The sequence below is a fragment of the Achromobacter sp. SX5 genome (assembly GCF_056711425.1).
This window is the reverse complement of sequence record NZ_CM160041.1, coordinates 2,088,999-2,113,145: the sequence shown is the minus strand read 5'-3', so window position 1 is coordinate 2,113,145 and position 24,147 is coordinate 2,088,999. Positions and strand designations below refer to the sequence as shown.

Here is a 24,147-nt window from a genome sequence, read left to right as displayed (position 1 = left end):
CGCACATCGTACCGCCTGTGCGCGCAGCCGCGTCCGGCCGCGCGCACAGGGTCAGGCCGCGGCGGCCTGCCGGTCCCAGGCGGCCAGCTCGCGCGCCGCCGGCGCCACGCGCTCGCGCTCGGCTTCGGACAGGCCGGTCAGCAGCGGCAGCATCGGCCCCATGTCGGCCACGCCGGACAGCGTCACCGCATCGTGCAGCACCCGGATCGGGCTGATGCCGTCGCGGCAGTCTTCCAGCGGCAAGTACTTCGCGCGCACCGCCTCGGCCTCATCGTAGCGGCCGTCGCGCAGCAGGTGCAGCAGGCGCATCGAGCCGCGCGGCGCCACGCAGACCGACCCCGAGGTGAAGCTCTTCAGGCCGAAGTCGCGGTAATGCACGATGGCCGGACGTTCGCCGATACCGCTGACGACCCAGCGCGTGTCCACGGCCTGCAGCAGCGCCGACAGATAGGCGTCGCGCGACGGGTCTTCGCGCACCACGGCGTACTTGAACGCCACGATGCGGCCTTCTTCGATCAGGCGCGCGGCGGTGGCCGGCGCCAGGTAGTCGGCCGACTTGAGATAGATGACCGCGGGCTTGCCCAGCGCGTCGGTGAAGCGGCGCACGCCGTCGGCCAGCCCCGCGTCGGTGTAGGGAAAGGCCATGGGCAGCAGCATGGCGGTGGGAAACGCGCGCGAGCGCAGGATCGCCGCCTGGTCCATCATCTTGCCGTAGTCGGGGCCGACCGAAGGCAGTATCCAGGTGTCGGGGCCGGCCATGCCAGCCAGCATGTCGACGATGCGCGCGTACTCGCCCACGCCCACGTTGTAGAAATTGGCGTTGCCGCCGTACATCACGTTGCGCACCCCGCCGGCTTCCAGGTGGCCGAGCAGGGCCTGGTTGGCCTCCACGTTCAGGGACAGGTCGTCGTGGCGCGCCAGCGGCGGCACGGCGATGACCGAACGCTGCAAGTCCTGCGCGGTGACCGGGGAAGTTTTCATGGACGGGCTCCTGGCTGGGTCGGATTAAGGTGAAAAAAGTATACTTGGTTGACAACCATAAGCTCAATACATATATTTGTTTTACAAGTAGACCGGCAGCATCAACGCGGGCGTCCCGCGGCTTGTAGCCTCGGGCCATGCCAGGGGCGGAATACCCCATCAACGATGCGCGGCCACGCGCACACCGAGGAGATGAATTCCATGCATGCAGCCCTTGCGCGAGGCCGGTCCGTCACGGCCGCCCTGTTTGCCGCGGTCCTGGCCGCCGCCGTGCCGGCAGCGCCGGCCCTGGCCGACTACCCCGAACGCGAAGTCAGGATCGTGGTGCCCTTCCCCGCGGGCGGCACCACCGACATCGCCGCGCGCGTGGTCGCCGCCGAACTCGGCAAGACCTGGAACAAGCCCGTGGTGGTGGACAACAAGGCCGGCGCCGGCGGCAACGTGGGCACGGCCGAGGCCGCGCGCGCCGCGCCCGACGGCTACACGCTGCTGATGGGCACGGTCAGCACGCACGCGATCAACCAGTCCGTCTACGCCAAGCTGCCCTACGATCCGGTCAAGGACTTCGTGCCGGTGACGCTGGTCATCCCGGTGCCCAACATCCTCGAACTGAATCCCGCCTTCGCCGACCGCCACGGCATCCGCAACGTCGCCGACCTCATCAAGTACCTCAAGGCCAATCCCGGCAGCGTCAACATGGCCTCCACCGGCAACGGCACCTCCACCCACCTGTCGGGCGAACTGTTCCAGAGCATGACCGGCACGCGCATGACGCACGTGCCCTACAAGGGCAGCAGCCCCGCGCTGACCGACGTGATGGCCGGCTCGGCCGACCTGATCTTCGACAACCTGCCTTCGTCCATGGGCTTTCTGAAGAGCGGCAAGCTGCGCCCGCTGGCCGTGACCAGCGCCCAGCGCTCGCCCGCCCTGCCCGACGTGCCCACCATGGCCGAGGCCGGCGTGGCCGGCTACGACGCCTCCAGCTGGTTCGGCCTGCTGGCGCCGGCCGGCACGCCGGCCGCGGTGGTCGACAAGATCCAGCGCGACGTGGCCGCCGCGCTGCAGCAGCCGAACGTGCGCGCCCAGTTGCAGGCGCAGGGCGCCACGCCGTCGGGCAACACCCCCGCCCAGTTCAAGCAGTTCATGGCGCAGGAGACCGCCAAATGGGCTGAAGTCGTGAAGAAATCCGGCGCCAAGGTCGATTGACCCGGCGCCGATCCGGGCCCGCATGCAACGCGTGGGCGGCGGGCCCATCACATCATCGCGCGAACCTGGAGACACCATGAACAGACGACTGAGCGCCCTTGCAGTGGCGGCCGCGGCGGGCGCCGCCCTGCTTGGCGCGCCGGCCGCGCAGGCGGCCGGCTATCCCGACAAGCCCGTCACGATGATCGTACCCTTCGTGCCCGGCGGTTCATCCGACATCACCGCCCGGTCGGTCACGCCCGGCCTGACCAAGCTGCTCGGCCAGACCTTCGTGGTCGAGAACAAGCCCGGCGCCAACAGCGCCATCGGCGCCCAGGCGCTGGCCCGTTCCACGCCCGACGGCTACACCATGATGGTGGGCTCCATCGGCACCTTCGCCATCAACGAAGCCCTGTACAAGAACCTGTCGTACAACCCCAGCAAGGACTTCGAATACCTGACGCAGGCCGTGCGCAATCCCAACGTGCTGGTGGCCGCGCCCAACTTCCCCGCCGCCACCGTGGCCGAACTGGTGGACTACGCCAAGAAGAACCCGGGCAAGGTGTCGTACGCCTCGTCCGGCACGGGCTCGTCCGATCACCTGTCGGCGGTGCTGTTTCGCCAGCGCACGCAGAGCACCGGCGTGGACGTGCCGTACCGCGGCGGCGGCGCGGCGATCGCCGACCTGATCGGCGGCCAGGTCAATGTGTCGTTCCAGAACCTGGGCGCGGTCCAGACCCACATCAAGGCGGGCAAGCTCAAGGCGCTGGCCATCACCGGCGACGCGCGCGCCGCCGACCTGCCCGACGTCCCCACGCTGGCCGAAGCCGGCATCAAGGACATGGTGGTGTATTCGTGGCAGGGCTTCGCCGTGCCCAAGGGCACGCCGGCGCCCATCGTGCAGCAACTGTCCAAGGCCCTGCAGACCGCGCTGCGCGATCCCAAGACCGAGCAGACGCTGCAAGGCCTGGGCTTCGAGGTCGTGGCCAACACGCCCCAGCAGTTCACCGCGTTCCAGCAGGCCGAGGTCAAGCGCTGGAAGGACGTCATCAAGAAAGCCAACATCCAGCTGGAGTGATCGCGCCGTGCGGGCCGGGGCGCGGCCCCGGCCCGTTCCCCCGCCGGATCAAGTAGCATCGAGATTTAGCCACCCACACCTGTACGACAACATGACCACCAAGCATCGCATCATCCAGGTCGGCTCGCTGGCCGGTTCCCCCACCGCCAACCAGAACCTCGCCGAACGCTACGACGTCGTCGAACTGTGGAAGTACCCGGACCGCAAGGCCGCGCTGGCCGAGCACGGCAAGGGCATCACCGCGGTCGTCACCTCCGCCAACCACGGCGCCGACGCCGAACTCATCAACGCCCTGCCCGACCTGAAAGCCATCTGCAGCTGGGGGGTAGGCTATGAAACCATCGACATCCAGGCCGCCAAGCAGCGCGGCGTGCAGGTCAGCAACACCCCCGACGTGCTGACCGACTGCGTGGCCGACCTGGCCTGGGGCCTGCTGATCGCCGGCGCCCGCCGCATGGGCCAGGGCGAACGCTTCGTGCGCGCCGGGCTGTGGGGGTCGGGCCAGGTGCACGGCAGCATCCCGCTGGGCCTGCGCGTCAGCGGCAAGAAGCTGGGCATCGTCGGCCTGGGCCGCATCGGCGAAGCCATCGCGCGCCGAGGCGCCGGCTTCGACATGGACATCCGCTACCACAACCGCCGCAAGCGCGACGACGTGCCGTACGGCTACGAGGCCTCGCTGACCGGCCTGGCCGAATGGGCCGACTTCCTGGTCGTAGCCACTGTGGGCGGCGCGGGCACGCGCCATCTGGTGAACCGCGAAGTGCTGGAAGCGCTGGGTCCCGACGGCATCGTCGTCAACATCGCGCGCGGCCCCGTCATCGACGAAGCCGCGCTGGTCGCCGCGCTGCAGGCCGGCAAGCTGGGCTGCGCCGCGCTGGACGTGTTCGAGCACGAACCCAAGGTGCCCGAAGCCCTGATGACCAGCGACAAGACCGTGGTGCTGCCGCACATCGGCAGCGCCACGCTGGAGACGCGTTTGAGCATGGAAAACCTGGTGCTGGAGAACCTGCAGGCGTTCTTCGAGACGGGCAAAGTCGTTACTCCCGCCGAGTAAGCGGACTCTCCCAAAAAAAAAGCCTCTCGGCGCCCATACCGAGAGGCTTTCGACTTTCCGGCCCTGACGGGCGGCTAAAGCCGGTTACGCAAAGGAACCGGGCCTTGCGGCCCGTCGCGGTCACTTGGCCGGCGTGGCGCCGGACTTGTCCATCTTGGCGGCCCCGCCCGCCCTCCCCGCCTGGTGCTTGGCGGACGTCTTGTCGGACTTGTGATGCTTTTGCTGCGCGTGGGTCTTGCTTTCGCCCGTCTTGGCCGAGGCGTCGGCGCCGGCCGCGAACGCGCTGGGCGCGGCGGCAAGACCGAGGCACAAGGCCGAGGTGGACAGGAACGCAGCGATACGGGAGTGAGTCGTCATGTGGTGACCTCCTGAATGATTGGGACCGGGCCGGGGCCCGGTCCCTACTCCGACACGGGGCGGCGACATCGCCGCTGAACCCGTGTCGGTTGGAGGCTGCGCCCTACCGAAGGTTCAACGCCGAACCACAAATTTTCGGCCGCTAACGCTTCGAAAAGGATTCGTAATCCGTTTGCAAGCTTCAGCTTTCGAAAGCCAGCAGCGCGACGGTGGCGAACAGCATGAGCGCGAAGCAGGCTCTCAGTTTGCGTTCAGGCAATCTGTACGCAAGCTTCACGCCCACCGGCACGAACAGCAGGCTGCCGATGGCCAGCGGCGCGCCCACCAGCCAGTCGGCCTGGCCGGCCCAGGTGTAGGTGATGAGCGCGATGGTGGAGCCGGGAATCACCATGCTCAGGGCCAGCGCCTGCGCGGTGGTCTGGGGCAGGCGGAATACGGTGGTGATGATGGGCACGGCCAGCACCGCGCCGCCCACGCCGAAGAAACCGCCCAGCGTGCCGCAAAGCATGCCCAGCACGCTGGCGCGGCGCGGCGTGAACACGGGAACCGGGCCGCGCGCCGCCGGCGCGGGTTTGGCGGCCGGGCGCGAGGCGCGCCAGGTCTGCCATACGTAGAACAGCGCGATGAAGAACAGGAACACCGCGAAACTGCGCCGCAGCAGGCTGGAGTCTATGCCCAGCGCCAGCCGCGCGCCGACCCAGGTGAACACCACCGCGCCCGCCGCCCCCGCCAGTGCCACGCGCTTGTCGATGCGCACCTGCTGGTTGTACTTGCGCACCGCCATCATGATGGTGGGCAGGACCATGATGAGCGCCGTGCCCTGCGCCAGCTGCTGCGACATGCCCATGAGCAGCACCAGCGCGGGAATCGCGATCAGGCCGCCGCCTATGCCCAGCACGCCTCCCAGGAAACCGATCATGCCGCCGGCTGCCAGGCAGGCGGCAATAATTAACAGACTCAAGTCTTGCTCCAGCAGGCCCGGCCGAGCGCGGGCGGGCCGTCAGTATACGGATGTGGCGCGGCCGGCGGCCTCAACGCAGTTTGTCCAGCGCGGCGTCCAGGCGGTCCACCGCCCAGATTTCCAGGCCTTCTATCGGCTGGCGCGGCGCGTTGGCCTTGGGGATCAGGGCGATCGAAAAGCCCAGCTTGGCCGCTTCGCGCAGGCGCTCCTGACCGCGCGGCGCGGGCCGGATCTCGCCGGCCAGGCCGACTTCGCCGAACGCGATCAGGCCGCGCGGCAGCGGCTTGTCGCGCAGCGACGACATGATGGCCAGCAGCACCGGCAGGTCGGCCGCCGGCTCGGTGATGCGCACCCCGCCCACCGCGTTGACGAACACGTCCTGGTCGAAGGTGGACACGCCCGCGTGCCGGTGCAGCACGGCCAGCAGCATCGCCAGGCGGTTGCCTTCCAGCCCGACCGTCAGCCGGCGCGGATTGGGCGCGTGCGAGGAATCCACCAGCGCCTGGATCTCCACCAGCAGCGGACGGGTGCCCTCTTGCGTGGCCATCACGCAGGAGCCGGCCACCTGCTGCTCGTGTTGCGACAGGAACAGCGCCGACGGATTGGCCACGCCGCGCAGCCCGCGGTCGGTCATGGCGAAGACGCCGAGTTCGTTGACCGCGCCGAAGCGGTTCTTGAACGCGCGCACCAGCCGGAACGACGAATGCGTGTCGCCCTCGAAGTACAGCACGGTGTCGACGATGTGCTCGAGCACGCGCGGCCCGGCCAGCGCGCCGTCCTTGGTGACGTGGCCGATCATGACGATGGCGATGCCGGTCTGCTTGGCCAGCCGCGTGAGCTGCGCCGCGCATTCGCGCACCTGCGACACGGACCCCGGCGCCGCGCTCAGTTCGCCGCTGTAGAGCGTCTGGATCGAATCGATGACCGCCACCGTGGGCTTCTGCTCGGACACCGCGGCCTGGATCGCTTCGAGGCGGATTTCGGCCAGCAGGTTGACGTTGCCGGTCTGCAGGCCCAGGCGCCGCGCGCGCAGCGCCACCTGCTCCGCCGATTCCTCGCCGGTGACGTACAGCACGCTGGTGGTGGCCGACAGCGAGGCCAGCGCCTGCAGCAGCAGCGTGGACTTGCCGATGCCCGGGTCGCCGCCGATCAGCACGACCGCGCCGGCCACCAGGCCGCCGCCCAGCACGCGGTCGAATTCGTCCAGCCCGGTGGGCTGGCGCGGGGTTTCGCGGGCTTCGATTTCGGACAGGCTGCGCACCGGACTGCTGGAGGCCAGGGGCGCGTAGCGGTGGGCGGAAGCCGCCGGGGTCGAAGACTCGACCGTCTCTTCCAGCGTGTTCCAGGCATTGCAGTGCGGGCATTTGCCCTGCCACTTCGGGGTGGTGCCGCCGCAGTCGGCGCAGACGTATACGGTTCGGGATTTGGCCATGCGCGGAAGTTTACCGGCATCGCCGCGACCCCGAGGGCCGGCGCCGTTACATGATGCAAATTTACGAAATTTCCTGCCGGATTCCTTCAAATCGCGCATAATCAGACAGTGCTGCGCAAGATCGAGCCGCCCGCCCCACGCGGCCTCCCGAAACTGCGCAAGGAGTACGCGCATGAGCATTGCCTACCGCCCCCCTTTCGACGAAGACGATGAACGGGATCTGCGCGCCCTGTACCGTCGGCCCGACCCCGGCGCCAGCCCCGAACTGGACGCGGCGGTGCGCCGCAGCTGGCATCCCGGCCACAGCTGGCACCCGGCCTGGGGCGCCGCCGCCTGCGCCGCCATGGTCGCCGGCCTGTTCGCCTGGACCGACATGCGCGAGGCGCAGCAGGAATACGCCGATCCGGCCGCGCAGCTGACCGCGCCCCACGAATCCGCCGCAAGCCAGGAAGCGCCCGCTGCGGCCGCGGCTGAAACGCCCGCGCCGGCCGCCCCCGCCATGCAGCGCGAGGCCGCCGAGCCGCCCGCCCAGGAAACGGCGTCCGACACCCAGCCGCAGGCCGAAGCCGCGCCCGCCGAAGGCGAGGCCGCCGCCGAGCCGGCGCCTTTCAGCGACGAGGACATCGAGGCCCGCGCCGCGCATATCCGCGCCCTGATGCAGGCCGGCCAACAGGAAGAGGCCGTGCAGGCGCTGCGCGAGCTGCAGCAGGGCGCGCCCGACCTGGCCCTGCCCGACGACCTGCAGGAACTGGCCGACCGCAACCCGGCCTGAGCCCGCCGGGCCGCCCCCGGGCTTCTTGCTAACATAGCCGCATGAGCCCGAGCTTTCACCACCGCAACCTGCCTCACCTGCTGCTGCATGCGCGCGAAACGCTGATGGCGCATTTCCGCCCGCTGCTGAACGAGGCCGGCGTCACGGAACAGCAGTGGCGGGTCCTGCGCACCCTGAGCGAAACCGGGCCGATGGAGCCCAACCAGATCGCGCGCAGCTGTCAGCTGCTCAGCCCCAGCCTCACGCGCATGCTGGCCGGCATGCAGGAACAGGGCCTGATCAAGCGCGAACGCTCGCGCGCCGACCAGCGGCGCCAGGAAATCTCGCTCACGCCCAAGAGCCACAAGCTGATCGACCGCATGCGCCCGATGGTGGACGCGAAATACCTGGAGCTGGAATCCAGGATCGGCAAGGAACTGCTGGACCGCATGTACCGGGACGTGGACGCCATGGTCGAACTGATCAAGCGCGATCCCGATGCGCCGCAAGAGCCCGGCGAAACGCAATCCTGACTCCACCCGTCCATGGACATCCTGACCAATACCTTCAAACGCGCCCTGCTCCAGGGCAAGCCGCAGATCGGCCTGTGGGCCGGCCTGTGCAGCGCCTACTCCATCGAGATCGTCGCCGGCGCCGGCTTCGACTGGCTGGTGATCGACGGCGAGCACGCGCCCAACACCTTGCAGAGCACGCTGGCGCAGCTGCAATCCGTGGCCGCCTATCCCGTCGCGCCGGTGGTGCGGCCGGCCTGGAACGACGCCGTCCAGATCAAGCAGATCCTGGACGCGGGCGCGCAGACCATACTGGTCCCGATGGTGCAATCGGCCGAGGAAGCCGCGGCTGCGGTCGCCGCCGTGCGTTATCCGCCCCAGGGCATACGCGGCGTGGGCAGCGCGCTGGCCCGCTCCTCGCGCTGGAACCGCATCCCCGACTACCTGCGGCGCGCCAACGACGAGATGTGCGTGCTGGTGCAGATCGAAACGCCGCGCGCGGTCGAGGCGCTGGAACAGATTCTCGCCGTGGACGGCGTGGACGGGGCCTTCATCGGCCCGGCCGACCTGGCGGCCAGCATGGGCTACCTGAGCGAGCCCGACCATCCGGCGGTCGCGCAAGTGATCGAGCGCACCATCGAACGCATCGTCGCCAGCGGCAAGGCCGCCGGCATCCTGCATGGCAGGGTCGAACAGGCGCGGCGCTACCTGTCGCTGGGCGCGAGTTTCGTCGCCGTGGGCGTCGACGCGATTCTGCTGGCGCGCGCGGCCGAAGGGCTGGCGGCCCAGTTCAAGGACGTCGCCGCGCCCGCGGCCCGGGCCGCCCAGGGCCCCTACTGAGACTCCAGCACCACGCCCGAGGCGCGCACCACCTCCTGCCATTTGCCCGCCTCGCTGCGCAGGGTCTGGGCGAACTGGGCCGGGGTGTCCTGCGCCGGCACGAAACCGTTGGCCAGATAGGACTGGCGCACCTCGGGCAGGCTCAGCACCTCGCGCAGCGCATCGGCGAAACGCGCGATGCGGTCGGCCGGCGTGCCCTTGGGCGCGGCGAAACCGAACCAGTTGCTCCTGACCACGTCGGGCATGCCGGCCTGCGCCGCGGTGGGCACGTCCGGCAGCCCGCCGAAGCGCTCGGGCGAGGCCACCGCAAGCACCCGCACCCGGTTCTGCGGCAGATAGGCCGCCGCGACGCTGTAGCCGCCGATGTACAGCTGCACCTCGTCGGCCAGCAGGGCCTGCACGCCCGGCGCCGAACCGCGGTAGGCGATGTGCATCATGCCCGCGCCCATCGCCTCGGACAGGCTGTAGGCCGACAGGTGCGGCGTGGTGCCCATGCCCGGCGAGCCGTAGTTGAGCTTGCCCTTGTGGGCGCGGGCGTACTGCGCGAACTGCGCGTAATCCTCGGCCGGCACTTTGGCGCTGATGTAGACGAACGCCGGTATGTCGACCATCTTGCCCACCGGCTCCAGGTCGGTCAGCGGATCGAAGCCCAGCTTGCGGTACAGGAACTGGTTGATGACGAAGTTGTTGGTCGCCCCCAGCAGCAGCGTGTAGCCGTCGGGCTTGGCGCGCACCACGTCCTGCGCGCCGATGTTGCCGCCGGCGCCGGTCTTGTAGTCCACCACCACGGGCTGGCCCAGGCGCTTTTCCAGCAGCGGCTGGATCTGGCGCATGGCGACGTCGCCCGCCGCCCCCGGCGCATACGGCAGCACGACCCGGATGGGATGATCGGGATATTCCGCCCGGGCCGACGGCGGCAGCGCCGCCGCGCACAGGGCAAGCAAAACGGATACGGCGCAAGTCCGGTACGTCATGATGTCCTCCCCTGGCCGGCAGGCGGCGCGCCCGCGACATCCCGGCGCGTCGGCCGGCCGTAGTCGTTGCTGGTGCTACAGGTCGATGCGCATCAGGTCGTGCGCCAGGCGCAGCGGACCCGAGTAGTTCTTGCGGATGTCGGCCACGATCTCGTCCATCAGGTGCGGGCCCATCAGCTCCACCGGCAGGTGCTTGGCGGCGGCGCGCTTGAGCACCGGGCTGGTGGAATCGAAGTGGCCGAAGTGCGTGGCCACCAGGCTCTTCACATTGGCCCGCTGCGCGATCTTGCCCAGGTCGGTGGGGCTGGTGTGCGCATAGGTGCCCACGCCGGTCTTGGCGCGGTGCGCGATGAACGATTCGGGAAACGTGCACTCGTGGATCAGCAGGTCGGCGTCCTGCGCCAGCTTCACCATGGCCTCACAGGGCGCGGTATCGCCGCTGAACGCGATGACCTTGCCTTCGGCCTCGACCCGCACGCCGAAGCATTCGCAGATCTCGCGCGGAATGTGCTCGACCCAGTCGACCGAAATGCGCACCCGGCCGTCGTCGAACACCACGCCGGGGCTGACCTCGCGCACCTCGGGCCGGATGGCCTCGATATTGGCCTGGCGCACCGGATAGGCGCTGCGCGCCTGGAAATCGATCTGGAAGGCGCCGTTCTCGAACAGATGATCGACGAAGTGGCGCGTGCCCTTGGGCCCCAGCACCAGCGGCGGCCCCTTCTTGTTCAGCATCCAACTGGAAATCACGAAGTACGGATAGTCGCAGATGTGGTCGTGATGCATGTGCGTCAGGAACACGAAGCCGACCTTGGCCGGGTCGACATCGGCGCGCACCATCTGGCGCGTGGCCCCTTCGCCGCAATCGAACAGATAGTGCGTATCGTCATCCAGGGTCAGCAGGATGGCGGACTGGCCGCGGTCGGGATCGGGCAGCGCGGCGCCGGTCCCCAGCATCGTGATCTTCATGGTTTCCCCTTGTGTGTCGCAAGACGGTTGGACTGCGACCCAGTATAGGCACGGAGTGCATACGATCTAATCAATTATTAGAATGCTGTGATAACCAACAGGAATTACACCAAACCATGCCCTCCCCGCCCCGCATTCCCGAGCTGCGCCACATCGGCGGACGCCTGCGCATGCGCCACCTGGAGCTGCTGCGCGCGCTGTACGCGCTGCGCAGCGTGCACAAGGCGGCGGCCGAACTCGGCATGACGCAGCCGGCCGCCAGCAAGCAGCTGCTGGAACTGGAGGACATGTTCGGCGTGCCGCTGTTCCAGCGCACGCGCCGCGGCATCGTGCCCACCGGCTTCGGCCACGCGCTGGCGCGCAAGGCCGACGTGCTCTGGTCCGACCTGTCCGGCGCGCGCAATGAAATGGCGGCGCTGGCCGTGGGCGCCAGCGGGCGCATCCGCGTCGGCGTGCAGCAGGTGGCGCTGCCGGTGCTGGTGCCGCGCGCCGTGCAGCGCCTGCACGCCGAGCACGCCGGCGTCACCGTCATGCTGCAGGAAGAGGCACACGACACACTGCTGGCGGGCCTGGCGCGCGGCGAGTTCGACTGCGTGCTGGGCCGCCTCATGCTGGATGCGACGCAGCCCATCTTCCGCACCGAAGTGCTGTACGAGGAGCCCATATGCGTGGTGGCGCGCGTCGGCCACCCGCTGGCGAAATCCAGCCGCATCACCGCCGCCGCGCTGGCGCGGCAGGACTGGCTGCTGCCGCCGCCCCAGGCGCCGCTGCGCCAGCGCATCGACGCCTACTTCGCCCAACACGGGCTGACGCTGCGCGCGCCCATGGCCGAGTCGGTTTCGCTGCTGGCCAACGAGGTGCTGCTGCGCACCAGCGACGTGCTGTCGGCCATGCCGCGCGCGGTGGCGCAGCACTACGCCGCGCTGGGCGTGCTAGCCATCTTGAAGTTCCGTCCCGACTGGACCCTGCCGCCGGTCGGCGTGGTGCAGCGCGCCGAGGTCGAGGCGGCGCCGGCGCTGCAACGCTTTCTGGAAGCGCTGCGCATCGAAGCCGGCGCGCTGGGCGCGTGAAGCCCGGGCCTCAGGCGTATTGCGCCAGGCCGCGGCCCAGCGACCAGTTCTCCTTGGCCACTTCCACCAGGCTCACGAATACGTCGTCGGCGCGCATGCCGGGGCTGGCGGCCAGCCGTCCGGCAATCCGCGCGAACAGCGCTTTCTTCTGCTGCGCGCTGCGCGTGTTGCTTGCCGTGATCTGGATGAACACCACGTCATCGCTGCGGTCCACGCCCAGGTAGGTCGCGCCATAGCGGAAATTGGCGGCGTCGTGTTCTGTCATGGCCATGAACTGGTCGTCGTCGGGAACGTCGTAGGTTTCGCGCAGCGCCTGATAGACGCCGTCGAAAATCGCCTGGCGGTAGGCTTCGGGCTTGCCCGTGCGCAATGAAATATGGACTAGCGGCATGGCGGTTCTCCAAGTTGTGCCGCTTCATGTTATCTATTCTGATACGCTATTTGTCCATATATCATTGATAAGTATTTGAAATGACCGACAGAGCCCTGGACCTGGATGCCGTCAAGGCCTTCGTGCGCATCGCCGAACTCGGCAGCTTCACCCTGGCCGCCGAGGCGGTGGGCGCCACGCAGGCCGCGGTCAGCCTGAAGCTGAAGCGGCTCGAAGACCGGCTGGGTTTCCGCCTGCTCGAACGCACGCCCCGCTATGTGGAGCTGTCCGCGCGCGGCGCGGGCTTCCTGGAGCACGCCCGCGAACTCCTGGCCGCGCACGACCGCGCGCTGTCGGCGGTGGCCGCGACCCGCCAGCGCCTGGCCATCGGCATCAGCGACCACGTCGCCGGCCCTGAACTGCCCTCGCTGATCGCGCGCATGAACGCGCAGGACCCGCAGCTGCTGATCGAAATCCGGATCGCCTCGTCGGCCGATCTGCTGCAAAGCTACGACCGCCGCGAACTGGACACGGCGATCGTCCGGCTGCACGCCGGGCGCAGCGACGGCAAGCTCATCGCGAAGGAGAAATTCGGCTGGTTCGCCGCGCCGGGCTGGCAGCACCGGGCGGGCGAGCCGCTGCCGCTGGCCACGATGGCGCAGCCCTGCGGCGTGCGCGCCTTGGCCGGGGAACTGCTGGACGCCGCCGGCATCCCCTGGACCGAAGTGTTCGTCGGCGGCGGCGTGATGGCGGTGACGGCCGCCGTCATGGCGGGATTGGGCGTGGCGGCGCTGGCGCCGCGCATGCTGCCGTTCGGCGCGGCGGACGCGGGCCCCAGGCTGGGGCTGCCCGCGCTGCCGCAGCTGCCGGTGCTATTGCATACGCGGGTCCGGGACGGCCGAGCGCACGATGCGCTCACGGCCCTGACGGCCGCTTTCCGCAGCGCGGTGCGCGGCTGAGCCGGCGGCTCAGGAACGCCCGGCCAGGCTGCCGCCGCCGTCCACCCCCAGCACCTGGCCGGTGATGAAGCCCGCGTCGTCCGACAGCAGGAAGGCGATGGCGGCCGCCACTTCGGCGGGCGTGCCCAGGCGCTTCATGGGCACCGAGGCCAGGGCGCGCTTTTCGGCGTCGCTGCCGGCCGGCCGCGTGGCGCGGAACATTTCGGTTTCGATCGGGCCGGGCGCCACCGCGTTGACGGTGACGCCGTACTCGGCCAGCTCCAGCGCCCAGCTGCGGGTACAGCCCACCAGCGCGCTCTTGGCGGCCGAATAGGCGCTGCGGTCGACGCCGCCGTGGACGGCGCGGCTGACCACGTTGACGATGCGCCCGGCGCGGCGCACTTTCATGGATTCGATGAAAGCCTGGGTGACCTGCACCGCCACGCGCACGTTCAGGTCCAGCACGTTGTACAGGGTGGCCAGGTCGATTTCGCCCAGCGGCTGCGGCAGCACGATGCCGACGTTGTTGACCACGGCGTCGACCGGGAATTTCTCGCGGATCTCGCGCAGCACTTCCTCGGTGCGGCCGGCGTCGGCCAGGTCGCAGGCGTAGAGATAGCCGGGAAAATCCACGTCGGTGGTGTTGCGCGCGATCCCGACCACATGGCAGCCCATGTCGGACAGCCGCTGGGTAAGGGCCCAGCCGATGCCTTTGGTAGCGCCCGTGATGAGCACGCATTTGTCCTTCATGGATCCAAACCTCGCTTCAGTTTTCTAGGAAAAAACGGGCGCCTGAGCGCCCGGTCTTTCAAGTAGACACCATCCGGCGTTACCTGTCTTGTAAATTGCGTAGCAATTCTTGCACGCCGGACGGCCTGGTCAGGCGTCCCGGGTGACCGGCACGCGCGGCGCCAGGGCGCACAGCAGCTCGTAGCCGATGGTGCCCGCGGCCTGGGCGACCTCGTCGACCGACGGGCCTTCCTCGCCCCACAGCGACACCGGCGTGCCCACGCCGGCGGCGGGAACCGGGTCCAGGTCGACCATCAGCATGTCCATGGAGACCCGGCCCACGAGCTGGGTGCGGATGCCGGCCACGACCACCGGCGTGCCGGTGGCGGCGTGGCGCGGATAGCCGTCGGCGTAGCCGCAGGCCACGATGCCGATGCGCATCGCGCGCTCGGCGCGGAAAATCGCGCCGTAGCCGACCGAATCGCCAGTCTTGAGTTCCTGCACGGCGATGATTTCCGAGCGCAGCGACATGGCCGGCTTCAGGCCGAACGACGCCGCGTCGGCGTCGGCGAACGGCGAGGCGCCGTACAGGCAGATGCCGGGGCGCACCCAGTGCGCCTGCGATTCCGAACCGACCGCGATCTCGGCGAAACGCAGCGTGGCCGCCGAATTGCAGACGCTGATCGCGCCCGGCAGCTTATGCGTCACCGAATTGAAGATACCCAGTTGTTCGTTCACGCCCTGCGGGCCGTCGGCGCAGGCGAAGTGGGTCATCTTGCCCACCGAGCCCAGCGTGCCCTGCTGCTGCAGCAGCATGGCGCGTTCGTGCGCCGCGGCATAGGCCGCCGGGCTGAATCCCAGGCGGTTCATGCCGCTGTTGAGCTTGAGCATGATGTCCACGCGGCGCGACAGGCGCGCGCGCGCCAGCATGTCGAGTTGCTCGCGGTTGTGCACCGTGGCGCTCAGGTGGTAGCGGTCGACCACGTCCAGGTCGGCCGGATCGAAGAAACCTTCGAGCAGCAGTATCGGCCCGCCCCAGCCCGCCTCGCGGCAGCGCACGGCTTCGTCCAGGTCCAGCATCGCCAGGCCCTGCGCCTTGGAGAATCCGGCCACCGCCTGCTCGATGCCGTGGCCGTAGGCGTTGGCCTTGATGACGGCCCAGATCGAGGGCGCCTGCCCGGACGCGGCGGCGGCGGTCAGGTCGAGATGGCGGCGCACGGCGGCCAGATTGTGCGCGAGGGCGGAAACGGAGACGGTGGCTGAAATTGGGCGCGGCATGGTGTGCAATCCTGTGGCGCTTAAGTCTAACTGATCCTTGCCCCCGGCGGCATGGCGCCGCCGCGCGGGCGCGTACACCTTAAAATGATCTGGTCCCGGCTCCCGCGGGGCCGTCATCGCCCATCCGCTTTATGCCCATCGATCACTACGAAAACTTTCCCGTCGCCTCGCTGCTGCTGCCGCGCAGGCTGCGCGGCGCCGTGACCGATATCTACCGGTTCGCCCGCGCCGCGGACGACATCGCCGACGAAGGCAGCGCCACCGACGAGGAACGGCTGCGCCAGCTGGCGGCCTTCCGCGCCGAACTGCACCGCATCGGCGCCGAGCCGGGCGCCACGCCCGAGCCCGGCTCGCCCGAGCTGGCCGGCATCTTCGTGCCGCTGGCGGCCACCATCGCCCGCCACCAGTTGCCGATCACGCCGTTTTTCGACCTGCTGTCGGCCTTCGAGCAGGACATCGGCGTCAAGCGCTACGAAACCTACGCCGCGCTGGCCGACTACTGTACGCGCTCGGCCAACCCCGTGGGCCGGCTCATGCTGCACCTGTTCGAAGCCACCAATCCCAACAACGTCGAAGAGGCCGACGCGATCTGCACCGGCCTGCAGCTGGTGAATTTCTGGCAGGACGTGCGGGTGGACTGGCGCAAGCAGCGCGTCTACCTGCCCCAGGAAGACCTGCGCCGCCACGGCGTCACCGACGAGGACCTGGCCGCCTGCCGGCTGACGCCCGCGTGGCGCGACCTGATGGCCTTCGAAGTCGAACGCGCCCGCGCGCTGCTACACTTCGGCGCTCCGCTGGCTCGCCGCCTGCCGGGCCGCATGGGCCTGGAGCTGCGCCTGGTGGTGCAAGGCGGGCTGCGCGTGCTGGAGCGTATCGAGGCGGGCGGCTACGATGTATTCATGAATCGCCCCGAATTGGGCGCCAAAGACTGGGCCATCATGTTGTGGCGCGCAATTACCTGATATGACCCCTGACGAATATTGCCAGGAAAAAGCCGCCAAAAGCGGCTCCAGCTTCTACTACGCCTTCCTGTTCCTGCCGCCCGAGCGGCGGCGCGCCATCACGGCCCTGTACGCCTATTGCCGCGAAGTCGACGACGTGGTGGACGAATGCACCGATCCCTCGCTGGCGCGCGTCAAGCTGGCCTGGTGGCGCACCCAGGTCGACCAGATGTACGACGGCAAGCCCGACCATCCCGTCACCCGCGCGCTGCAGCCGCACCTGGAAAGCTGCGCCATCACGCGGGAGCGCCTGCTGGCCGTGATCGACGGCATGGAAATGGACCTGGACCAGACCCGCTACCTGGACTGGCCCGGGCTGCGCAAATACTGTTGGCATGCCGCCGGCGTGGTGGGCGAACTGTCCGCCGGCATCTTCGGCTACTCCGATCCCAAGACCCTGGTGTACGCGGAAAAGCTCGGCCTGGCGTTCCAGATGACCAACATCATCCGCGACGTGGGCGACGACGCCCGCCGCGGCCGCATCTACCTGCCGGTCAACGACATGCAGCAGTTCGAGGTCAAGGCCTCGGACATCCTCAACGGCGAATATTCCGAACGCTTCAGCGCGCTGATGAAGTTCCAGGCCGAGCGCGCCCGCGGCCTGTACCGCGAAGCGATGAGCAACCTGCCCGAGGCCGACCGCCGCTCGCAGCGGCCCGGCCTCATGATGGCCGCCATCTACCACGCGCTGCTCGACGAGATCGAGCGCGACGACTGGCAGGTGCTGCACCAGCGCATTTCGCTCACGCCGCTGCGCAAGCTGTGGCTGGCCTGGAAAACCTGGGTGGGCGGCGGACGCGGACTCGTCCGCCGGCTGGCGCGGTGAAGGCCGCGGTCATCGGCGCGGGCTGGGCCGGGCTGGCGGCCAGCGTCGCCCTGCGCGAGGCGGGCGCCAAGGTCACGGTATTCGAAGCCGGCCATACGCCGGGCGGGCGCGCCCGGCGCGTCTTCCACACCGAATTCGACGCGCCGCTGGACAACGGCCAGCACCTGCTCTGCGGCGCCTACAGGCAGACGCTGGCGCTGATGCGGCGCGTGGGCCGCAACCCGGACGCGCTGCTGATGCGCCGCCCGCTGCGGCTGGCCAGCCTGGACGGGCGCTTCCGCCTGGCGGCCCCGCGCCTGCCGGCGCCGCTGCACATGGCCGTGGCCATCCTGGGCGCGCGCGGCCTGTCCTGGGCCGACCGGCTGGCGATGCTGCGCCTGATGCGCGGGCTCAAGGCCATGTCCTGGACGCCGCCGCGCGACTGGACCGTGCAGCAGCTGCTGCATTACCACGCGCAATCCGACGCGCTCATCGGCCAGCTATGGGAGCCGCTGTGCCTGGCCGCGCTCAACACGCCGCCGGCCGCGGCCAGCGCCGCGCTGTTCGCGCGGGTGCTGCGCGACAGCCTGGCCGGACGCCGCGAAGACAGCGACATGCTGATGCCCTGCACCGACCTGTCGGCGCTGTGGCCCGACGCCGCCGCGCGCCAGGTGACCATGCGCTACGGCAGCACGGTGCGCCAGCTGCGCCCGTCGGACGACGGCATCGACGTCAACCAGGAACGCTTCGACGCCGCGGTGCTGGCCGTGCCGCCCACGTTCGCGGCCCGCCTGCTGGACGCGCCGCTGCGCGAGGCCGGCGCCGCCGGCCTGTTGAACGCGCTCAAGGCTTTCGACTACCTGCCCATCGCCACGCTCAACCTCCGGCTCGCCGAGCCCTGGCGCCTGCCCGAGCCCATGATGATGCTGCGCGAGGAAGCCGCCCGCGGCCACGTCGGGCAGTGGCTGTTCGACCGCGCGCAACTGGCCGGCGACACCCGCGCGGGCGAGCTGGCCGTGGTGGCCAGCAATGCGGTCGGCATCGCCGAGCGCAACCGGCGCCAGGCCATCGAGGCGCTGATCGACCAGGTGGCCGAGCAGGCCGCCAGCCATCCGGCGCGCATGTCCGCCATGCCCGAAGTGACGGCGGCGGAACTGTTCATCGAAAAACGCGCGACCTTCGCGGCCGTGCCGGGCCTGACCCGTCCGCTGAACACCACGCCCTGGCCCACGCTGGCGCTGGCCGGCGACTGGACCGACACCGGCTATCCCGGCGTGCTGGAAGGCGCGGTGCGCAGCGGCCTGCAGGCCGCCAGCGTGCTGGCCCGCGCAAGCGCCGAAGCGGCCGCCTAGCGGAACAGGCTGGCGCTGGCCAGCCCGGCCGCGGTCAGCAGCAGCGAACCGGCCAGGCTGGCCCCGGCGTAGCCCAGCGCGCCGCCGTAGGCGCCGCGTTCCAGCATGGCCACGGTTTCGGCCGAGAACGTGGAAAACGTGGTCAGCCCGCCCATGAAACCCGTGATCGCGCCCAGGCGTATCCAGGCCGGCCATTCGGGATGCGCGGCCACCAGCGCCAGCGCCAGCCCCACCAGGTAGCCGCCCGCCAGGTTCACCGCCATGGTTCCCCAGGGCCAGGACTCGACGTTCAGCCACAAGCCGATCAGCCAGCGCGCCCAGGCGCCGAACATGGCGCCCAGGCCCACGGCCAGGAAATTGAGGGGAATCAGGGTCTGGTATGCGGACATCGGATCAGGGCGCCTTGTGCTGTCGCAGGCGCAGGGAAAAAACCAGCAGCAGTATGCCGAAAAACACGGCGTAGATGCCGATCACCCACACCAGCGCCAGCGCGCCCGCGCCGGGCTGCATGACCAGCATGGCGCCGAACAGCACCGACACCAGGCCGGACAGGCCGAGCAGCCATTCGTTGCGGATCTCCTTGCGGAAACGGACCGCCGCGATCAGCTGGAACACGCCCGACACCAGCGCCCACAGCGCAATGATGTAGAGCAGGACCAGCGCCGTCAGGCCCGGCCACAGGAACGTGACGATGCCGGCCGCCACGCCCAGCAGGCCCACCACGATGAGCGCCCACAGCGGCTTGCCGTTGTCCCGGATGCGCACGCCGGCCACCAGCGCCAGCACGCCGTCGGCCAGCGCGAAGGCGCCCCACACCAGCACCAGGGCCGACAGCGTGATGGCGGGCATGAACATGGCCATGAGGCCGAACAGGATGGCGACGACTCCGCGCAGCGCCACCCATCCCCAATGACGACCGATGTGATCTGCGACTTGCCGTTCGAGCATGACGACCTCCGGGGGTTTGCCAAGGGTGGCCTATCTTATCGCCGCAGCCCTCCGGGCGCCACGCGGCGGCGAAACCGATTGAAATCCTCTTGCGGTCGCGCGCGTGGCACTTATAAGAGTCATTCTCATTAAGTGTTAGAATCCGCGGGCTTTCATCCGAAACCCCATGGACAGCCCAACCACTCCCCGCCGCCGCGCCTACTGGCTCAAGACCCTGCACCAATGGCACTGGATCAGCTCGGCGCTGTGTCTGCTCGGAATGCTGCTGTTCGCCATCACCGGCCTCACGCTGAACAACGCCTCGCACATCGAGGCCAAGCCGGTCGTCACCAGCCGCCAGGTCCAGCTTCCTCCCGCCGAACTGGCGCAACTGTCCCCTCCCCCCGCGCTGGACCGCAACAAGGCGCCGCTGCCGGCCGCCGTGGCGCGCTGGCTGGACGACACGCTCGACGCCGGCGCGGCGGGCCGCCAGGCCGAGTGGTCCGCCGATGAAATCTATCTGTCGCTGCCGCGCGCCGGCGGCGACGCCTGGCTGTCCATCGACCTGACCAGCGGCGAGGTCGAGTACGAACGCACCGACCGCGGCTGGATCTCCTACCTGAACGATTTGCACAAGGGCCGCAACACCGGCCTGGCCTGGAGCTGGTTCCTCGACATCTTCGCCGTGGCCTGTCTGGTGTTTTCGCTGACCGGGCTGGTGCTGCTGAAGATGCACGCCGGCAACCGCAGCGCGACCTGGCCGATGGTGGGGCTGGGCGTGGTGATCCCGGTCGTGCTGGCCCTGCTATTCATCCATTGATCCGCCCCTGGAGACTTCCATGCGCAAGCTGTTGCTGTCGGCCCTGCTGGCCGGCCTGATCGCCCGAACGGCCCAAGCGGCCGACATCGGCCTGTCCATCGAGGTGCCGCGCCTCGACGTCGCCGAGTACCACCGCCCCTACGTGGCGATCTGGATCGAGAATCCCGACCAGAGCGTGGCCACCGACCTGGCCGTCTGGTACGACGTGGCCAAGAAGAACAACGAAGGCACCGAATGGCTCAAGGACATGCGCCAGTGGTGGCGCCGCAGCGGCCGCAACCAGCAGTTTCCGGTGGACGGCGTGAGCGGCGCGACCAAGCCCGTCGGCAAGCACGCGCTCAGCTTCGACGCCGCCAGCAAGCCGCTGGCGCAGCTCAAGCCCGGCCAGTACGCCGTGGTGGTCGAGGCGGCGCGCGAAGTCGGCGGCCGCGAGCTGCTGCGCATCCCCTTCCAATGGCCGCCGCAGAAGGCCGAGCAGCTGACCGCCCGCGGCGAACACGAACTGGGCGCCATCGCGCTCGACCTGAAACCCTGATTAGGAGCGCAACGATGAAATCCACCGCCAAACTGGCCGCCGCCCTGGCCCTGTGCCTGCCCTTCGCCGCCCAGGCCCATGACGTCTGGATGGTGCCGTCCTCGACGGTACTGTCGGGCACCGACAGCTGGGTCACGGTCGACGCCGCCGTCGGCAACGACAAGTTCTATTTCAACCACGCGCCGCTGCGCCTGGACGGCCTGGCCGTGACCGCGCCCGACGGCAAGCCGGCCGAGGCCGAGAACCTCAACCGCGGCAAGCTGCGCAGCACCTTCGACCTGCAGCTAAAGCAAAGCGGCACCTACCGCGTGGCCGTGGTCAACGACGGCGTGTTCGCGCGCTGGAAGGAAGACGGCAAGAACAAGCGCTACTTCGGCAAGCCGGAAGGCCTGGCGCAGGCGGTGCCGGCCAAGGCCGACGGCCTGGAGATCTCCCAGAGCGTGGGCCGCGTCGAAACCTTCGTCACCGCCGGCAAGCCGTCGGCCGTCAAGCCGGTCGGCCGCGGCCTGGAACTGGCGCCCGTGACGCACCCGAACGACCTGTTCACCGACGAGCCCGCCACCTTCCAGATGCTGCTCGACGGCAAGCCCGCGGCGGAACTGCAAGTCAATGTCGTGCCCGGCGGCAGCCGCTATCGCGACAAGGTCGGCGAAATCGAGCTCAAGACCGACAAGGACGGCAAGTTCACGGTGAAGTGGCCGCAGCCCGGCCTGTACTGGATCGAAGCCGGCATGGAAGACGCCAAGGTCACCGTGGAGCAGGCCAAGAAGCGCCGCCTGTCCTACGCCGGCACGGTCGAAGTGCTGCAACCCTGACGGTCAGCCGGCGCATGGCCTCGTCTTCCTACGCCCCGCGCGGCGCGCCGGCCGCGGCCGTAAGCGTCGCCTACGGCGCCATGCCGGCGCGCCCGGCGGCGCTGGCCGGCGCCACCATGGGCACGACCTGGTCGGCGCGCATGGCGCTGCCGGCCGGGCGCACCGAAGCGGCCGCGCGCCAGGCCATCCAGGGCGCGCTGGACGACGTAGTGGCCCAGATGAGCACCTGGGAAGCCGACACCGACATCACGCGCTACAACCGGGCGCAGCCGGGCTGGCAGGCGCTGCCGGCCGAATTCTTCCATGTGCTGAGCCACGCGCTGGCGCTGGCCGAGGACAGCGGCGGCGCCTACGATCCCACCGTCGGGCCGCTGGTCAACGCCTGGGGCTTCGGGCCGCACCAGCGCGCCTTCGAACCGCCCTCGCCCGGCGCCATCGAGGCCGCGCGCGCCCGCTGCGGCTGGCGCCGCGTGCAGCTCGACGCCGAACGCCGCGCGGCGCTGCAGCCGGGCGGCGCCTACCTGGACCTGTCCTCCATCGCCAAGGGCTACGGCGTGGACCGCGCCGCGCTCGCGCTCGACGCCCTGGGCGTCACCCAATACCTGGTCGAAGTCGGCGGCGAACTGCGCGCCCGGGGCGCGCGGCCCGACGGCCAGCCCTGGCGCGTCGCCATCGAAGTGCCCGACGCCAGCGACGGCCATGCGCTGGCGCTGCCGCTCACGGACCGCAGCATCGCCACCTCGGGCGACTACCGCCGCCACGCCGGCAGCGGCGACCAGCGCTACGCCCACACCATCGATCCGCGCAGCGGCCAGCCGGTGCGCAACAACCTGGCCTCGGTCACGGTGCTGCATGCCGGCTGCATGCAGGCCGACGCCTACGCCACGGCGCTGACCGTGCTGGGCGAGGCCGACGGCCTGGCCTACGCCCGCCGCCACGACCTGGCGGCCCTGTTCATCCTGCGCGCGCGCGACGCCTGGCGCGTCGTGGCCACCCCCGCGTTCCAGGCGCTGGCCGAATTCCGTTGACGCCATGGCAGCAACCCGGTTGATCGCGGCGGCATGCGTGGTGGGGGCCTGGCTCCTCTTGTGCGCCTGGGCCTGGCGCCGCGCCCGCCTCCACCGCGTGCAGCAGGCGCTGGCCCGGCAGGCCCTGGACGCGCCGGTCCCCGACGACACCTTGCTGGTCGCCTACGCGACGCAGACCGGCTACGCCGAGATCCTGGCCGAACAGACCGCGCAATCGCTGCGCGCCGGCGGCCTGGCGGTGCGCGTGGCCGCGCTGGAACAGCTGGACGGCAGGCGCCTGGCCGAATATCGCCGCATGCTGTTCGTGGCCAGCACCTATGGCGAGGGCGATCCGCCCGACGCCGCCGCGGCCTTCGCCCAGCGCATGCAGCAGGCCGCGCCGGCGCTGGCCGGCTCGCAGTACGCGGTGCTGGCGCTGGGCGACAGCGAGTACGCGCACTTCTGCGGCTTCGGCCATCGCCTGGACGAGTGGCTGCACGCGCAGGGCGCGACGCCGCTGTTCGACCTGGTCGAAGTCGACAACGGCGATCCGGCCGCCCTGCGGCACTGGCAGCACCACCTGGGCCTGCTGGCCGGCCGCAGCGACCTGCCCGACTGGCAGGCGCCGGTCTACGAATCCTGGCGCCTGGCCGAGCGCCGCCACCTCAATCCAGGCAGCCAGGGCGGCCCCTGCTATCTGCTGACGCTGACCCCGCCGCCCGGCGTCGCGCCCGGCTGGCAGGCGGGCGACATCGCCGAGATCGGCCCGCGCCGCGAAACCGGCGGCCCGCTGCTGGCGCACCGCGAATACTCGATCGCCTCGCTGCCCGAGGACGGCTCGATCCAGTTGCTGGTGCGCCAGATGCGCGGCGCCGACGGCGCGCTGGGCCTGGGCAGCGGCTGGCTGACCCACATCGCCCAGCCGGGCGATGCCATCGATCTGCGCGTGCGCGCCAACCGCAATTTCCATGCGCCGGCCGACGACCGCCCGCTGCTGCTGGTGGGCAACGGCACCGGCCTGGCCGGGCTGCGCGCGCTGATCAAGGCGCGCCGCGCCGCGGGCCGGCGGCGCAACTGGCTGGTGTTCGGAGAGCGCAACGCCGCGCACGACTGGTTCTGCCGCGTAGAGATCGACGCCTGGCGCGGAGACGGCACGCTGGAGCGCGTGGACGCGGTGTTCTCGCGCGACCAGCCGCAGCGCCGCTACGTGCAGCACCTGCTGCGCGAACAGGCCGACGCGGTGCGCGCCTGGATCGACGCCGACGCGGCGGTCTACGTCTGCGGCAGCCTGCAGGGCATGGCCGGCGGCGTGGACGCCGCCTTGCAGGACATCCTGGGCGCGGCGCGCCTGCAGGCCATGCAGCACGACGGCCGCTACCGCCGCGACGTGTACTGAACGGCCGGGC

At 69.9% G+C, this 24,147-nt stretch carries 27 protein-coding genes; 16 read left to right on the top strand and 11 right to left on the bottom strand.

Annotated features, from left to right (window positions below; all coding sequences use genetic code 11):
* Positions 1-51 precede the first annotated feature (51 nt).
* Complete coding sequence (locus tag AC1M14_RS10020; protein ID WP_102772192.1) at positions 52-981, bottom strand: dihydrodipicolinate synthase family protein; 930 nt, start codon at positions 979-981, stop codon at positions 52-54.
* 201 nt (positions 982-1,182) lie between these two features.
* Here AC1M14_RS10020 and AC1M14_RS10015 point away from each other — a divergent pair, with 201 nt between their 5' ends.
* From AC1M14_RS10015 to AC1M14_RS10005, 3 genes are all read left to right on the top strand, one after another.
* Entirely contained in the window at positions 1,183-2,187 is a 1,005-nt protein-coding gene (locus AC1M14_RS10015) for a tripartite tricarboxylate transporter substrate binding protein (protein ID WP_102772828.1), read from the top strand.
* 76 nt (positions 2,188-2,263) lie between these two features.
* Positions 2,264-3,244 (top strand): Bug family tripartite tricarboxylate transporter substrate binding protein, encoded by a 981-nt coding sequence (locus AC1M14_RS10010; protein ID WP_102772193.1) that lies wholly within the window; start codon positions 2,264-2,266, stop codon positions 3,242-3,244.
* 91 nt (positions 3,245-3,335) lie between these two features.
* Positions 3,336-4,298 (top strand): 2-hydroxyacid dehydrogenase, encoded by a 963-nt coding sequence (locus tag AC1M14_RS10005; protein WP_479731507.1) that lies wholly within the window; start codon positions 3,336-3,338, stop codon positions 4,296-4,298.
* Positions 4,299-4,418: 120 nt separating this feature from the next.
* Here the strand turns inward: AC1M14_RS10005 and AC1M14_RS10000 are convergent, their stop codons facing one another.
* From AC1M14_RS10000 to radA, 3 genes are all read right to left on the bottom strand, one after another.
* A complete protein-coding gene (locus AC1M14_RS10000) occupies positions 4,419-4,655 on the bottom strand; it encodes a hypothetical protein (protein WP_479731506.1) in 237 nt (78 codons plus the stop codon).
* Positions 4,656-4,836: 181 nt separating this feature from the next.
* On the bottom strand, positions 4,837-5,616 hold the full coding sequence (locus AC1M14_RS09995) for a sulfite exporter TauE/SafE family protein (protein WP_102772196.1): 780 nt from the start codon (positions 5,614-5,616) through the stop codon (positions 4,837-4,839).
* A 70-nt stretch (positions 5,617-5,686) separates the two neighbouring features.
* On the bottom strand, positions 5,687-7,048 hold the full coding sequence (gene radA, locus AC1M14_RS09990; RefSeq protein WP_102772197.1) for a DNA repair protein RadA: 1,362 nt from the start codon (positions 7,046-7,048) through the stop codon (positions 5,687-5,689).
* Positions 7,049-7,220: 172 nt separating this feature from the next.
* Between radA and AC1M14_RS09985 the strand changes: the two genes are divergently transcribed.
* From AC1M14_RS09985 to hpaI, 3 genes are read left to right on the top strand one after another with little or no spacing between them, the layout of a single operon-like run.
* On the top strand, positions 7,221-7,820 hold the full coding sequence (locus tag AC1M14_RS09985; RefSeq protein ID WP_479731505.1) for a hypothetical protein: 600 nt from the start codon (positions 7,221-7,223) through the stop codon (positions 7,818-7,820).
* 41 nt (positions 7,821-7,861) lie between these two features.
* On the top strand, positions 7,862-8,332 hold the full coding sequence (hpaR, locus tag AC1M14_RS09980; RefSeq protein ID WP_102772199.1) for a homoprotocatechuate degradation operon regulator HpaR: 471 nt from the start codon (positions 7,862-7,864) through the stop codon (positions 8,330-8,332).
* A gap of 12 nt (positions 8,333-8,344) precedes the next feature.
* Complete coding sequence (gene hpaI / locus AC1M14_RS09975; RefSeq protein ID WP_102772200.1) at positions 8,345-9,151, top strand: 4-hydroxy-2-oxoheptanedioate aldolase; 807 nt, start codon at positions 8,345-8,347, stop codon at positions 9,149-9,151.
* On the opposite strand, the gene AC1M14_RS09970 is transcribed toward hpaI, so the two are convergent.
* A complete protein-coding gene (locus AC1M14_RS09970; RefSeq protein WP_209165304.1) occupies positions 9,145-10,125 on the bottom strand; it encodes a tripartite tricarboxylate transporter substrate binding protein in 981 nt (326 codons plus the stop codon). The genes hpaI and AC1M14_RS09970 overlap by 7 nt on opposite strands.
* Positions 10,126-10,200: 75 nt before the next feature.
* Positions 10,201-11,094, bottom strand: a complete 894-nt coding sequence (locus tag AC1M14_RS09965; protein ID WP_102772202.1) for an MBL fold metallo-hydrolase — start codon at positions 11,092-11,094, stop codon at positions 10,201-10,203.
* A 116-nt stretch (positions 11,095-11,210) separates the two neighbouring features.
* Here AC1M14_RS09965 and AC1M14_RS09960 point away from each other — a divergent pair, with 116 nt between their 5' ends.
* Entirely contained in the window at positions 11,211-12,164 is a 954-nt protein-coding gene (locus tag AC1M14_RS09960) for a LysR substrate-binding domain-containing protein (RefSeq protein ID WP_102772203.1), read from the top strand.
* A 10-nt stretch (positions 12,165-12,174) separates the two neighbouring features.
* Here the strand turns inward: AC1M14_RS09960 and AC1M14_RS09955 are convergent, their stop codons facing one another.
* Positions 12,175-12,555 (bottom strand): tautomerase family protein, encoded by a 381-nt coding sequence (locus AC1M14_RS09955; RefSeq protein WP_102772204.1) that lies wholly within the window; start codon positions 12,553-12,555, stop codon positions 12,175-12,177.
* Positions 12,556-12,635: 80 nt separating this feature from the next.
* Between AC1M14_RS09955 and AC1M14_RS09950 the strand changes: the two genes are divergently transcribed.
* Positions 12,636-13,493, top strand: a complete 858-nt coding sequence (locus AC1M14_RS09950; protein ID WP_479731504.1) for a LysR substrate-binding domain-containing protein — start codon at positions 12,636-12,638, stop codon at positions 13,491-13,493.
* A 9-nt stretch (positions 13,494-13,502) separates the two neighbouring features.
* Here AC1M14_RS09950 and AC1M14_RS09945 read toward each other — a convergent pair whose 3' ends face one another.
* Entirely contained in the window at positions 13,503-14,222 is a 720-nt protein-coding gene (locus AC1M14_RS09945; RefSeq protein ID WP_102772206.1) for an SDR family oxidoreductase, read from the bottom strand.
* Between the two features lie 129 nt (positions 14,223-14,351).
* Positions 14,352-15,479 carry an alanine racemase gene (gene alr / locus AC1M14_RS09940; RefSeq protein ID WP_209165300.1) on the bottom strand — a complete coding sequence of 376 codons (1,128 nt, stop codon included), beginning with the start codon at positions 15,477-15,479 and terminating at the stop codon, positions 14,352-14,354.
* A 131-nt stretch (positions 15,480-15,610) separates the two neighbouring features.
* On the opposite strand from alr, the gene hpnC reads away from it, so the two are divergent.
* The 3 genes from hpnC to hpnE are packed head-to-tail and all read left to right on the top strand — an operon-like array spanning position 15,611 to position 18,637.
* Entirely contained in the window at positions 15,611-16,441 is an 831-nt protein-coding gene (gene hpnC, locus AC1M14_RS09935) for a squalene synthase HpnC (RefSeq protein WP_102772208.1), read from the top strand.
* 1 nt (position 16,442) lies between these two features.
* A complete protein-coding gene (hpnD, locus tag AC1M14_RS09930; protein WP_102772209.1) occupies positions 16,443-17,306 on the top strand; it encodes a presqualene diphosphate synthase HpnD in 864 nt (287 codons plus the stop codon).
* Positions 17,303-18,637, top strand: a complete 1,335-nt coding sequence (gene hpnE / locus AC1M14_RS09925; protein WP_102772210.1) for a hydroxysqualene dehydroxylase HpnE — start codon at positions 17,303-17,305, stop codon at positions 18,635-18,637. Before hpnD ends, hpnE begins: the two co-directional genes overlap by 4 nt.
* On the opposite strand, the gene crcB is transcribed toward hpnE, so the two are convergent.
* On the bottom strand, positions 18,634-19,026 hold the full coding sequence (crcB, locus tag AC1M14_RS09920) for a fluoride efflux transporter CrcB (RefSeq protein ID WP_102772211.1): 393 nt from the start codon (positions 19,024-19,026) through the stop codon (positions 18,634-18,636). The two genes, hpnE and crcB, sit on opposite strands and share 4 nt — an antisense overlap.
* A 4-nt stretch (positions 19,027-19,030) precedes the next feature.
* Positions 19,031-19,585 (bottom strand): HdeD family acid-resistance protein, encoded by a 555-nt coding sequence (locus AC1M14_RS09915; RefSeq protein WP_111824765.1) that lies wholly within the window; start codon positions 19,583-19,585, stop codon positions 19,031-19,033.
* A gap of 166 nt (positions 19,586-19,751) precedes the next feature.
* On the opposite strand from AC1M14_RS09915, the gene AC1M14_RS09910 reads away from it, so the two are divergent.
* From AC1M14_RS09910 to AC1M14_RS09890, 5 genes are read left to right on the top strand one after another with little or no spacing between them, the layout of a single operon-like run.
* Positions 19,752-20,384 (top strand): PepSY-associated TM helix domain-containing protein, encoded by a 633-nt coding sequence (locus AC1M14_RS09910; RefSeq protein ID WP_479731503.1) that lies wholly within the window; start codon positions 19,752-19,754, stop codon positions 20,382-20,384.
* 19 nt (positions 20,385-20,403) lie between these two features.
* Complete coding sequence (locus tag AC1M14_RS09905; RefSeq protein ID WP_209165299.1) at positions 20,404-20,919, top strand: DUF2271 domain-containing protein; 516 nt, start codon at positions 20,404-20,406, stop codon at positions 20,917-20,919.
* Between the two features lie 14 nt (positions 20,920-20,933).
* Positions 20,934-21,734, top strand: coding sequence for a DUF4198 domain-containing protein (locus AC1M14_RS09900; protein WP_102772215.1), 801 nt, complete (start codon positions 20,934-20,936; stop codon positions 21,732-21,734).
* 14 nt (positions 21,735-21,748) lie between these two features.
* On the top strand, positions 21,749-22,762 hold the full coding sequence (locus AC1M14_RS09895; RefSeq protein WP_479731502.1) for an FAD:protein FMN transferase: 1,014 nt from the start codon (positions 21,749-21,751) through the stop codon (positions 22,760-22,762).
* 4 nt (positions 22,763-22,766) lie between these two features.
* Entirely contained in the window at positions 22,767-24,137 is a 1,371-nt protein-coding gene (locus tag AC1M14_RS09890; RefSeq protein ID WP_209165297.1) for a sulfite reductase subunit alpha, read from the top strand.
* The last annotated feature ends 10 nt before the right edge of the window (positions 24,138-24,147 follow it).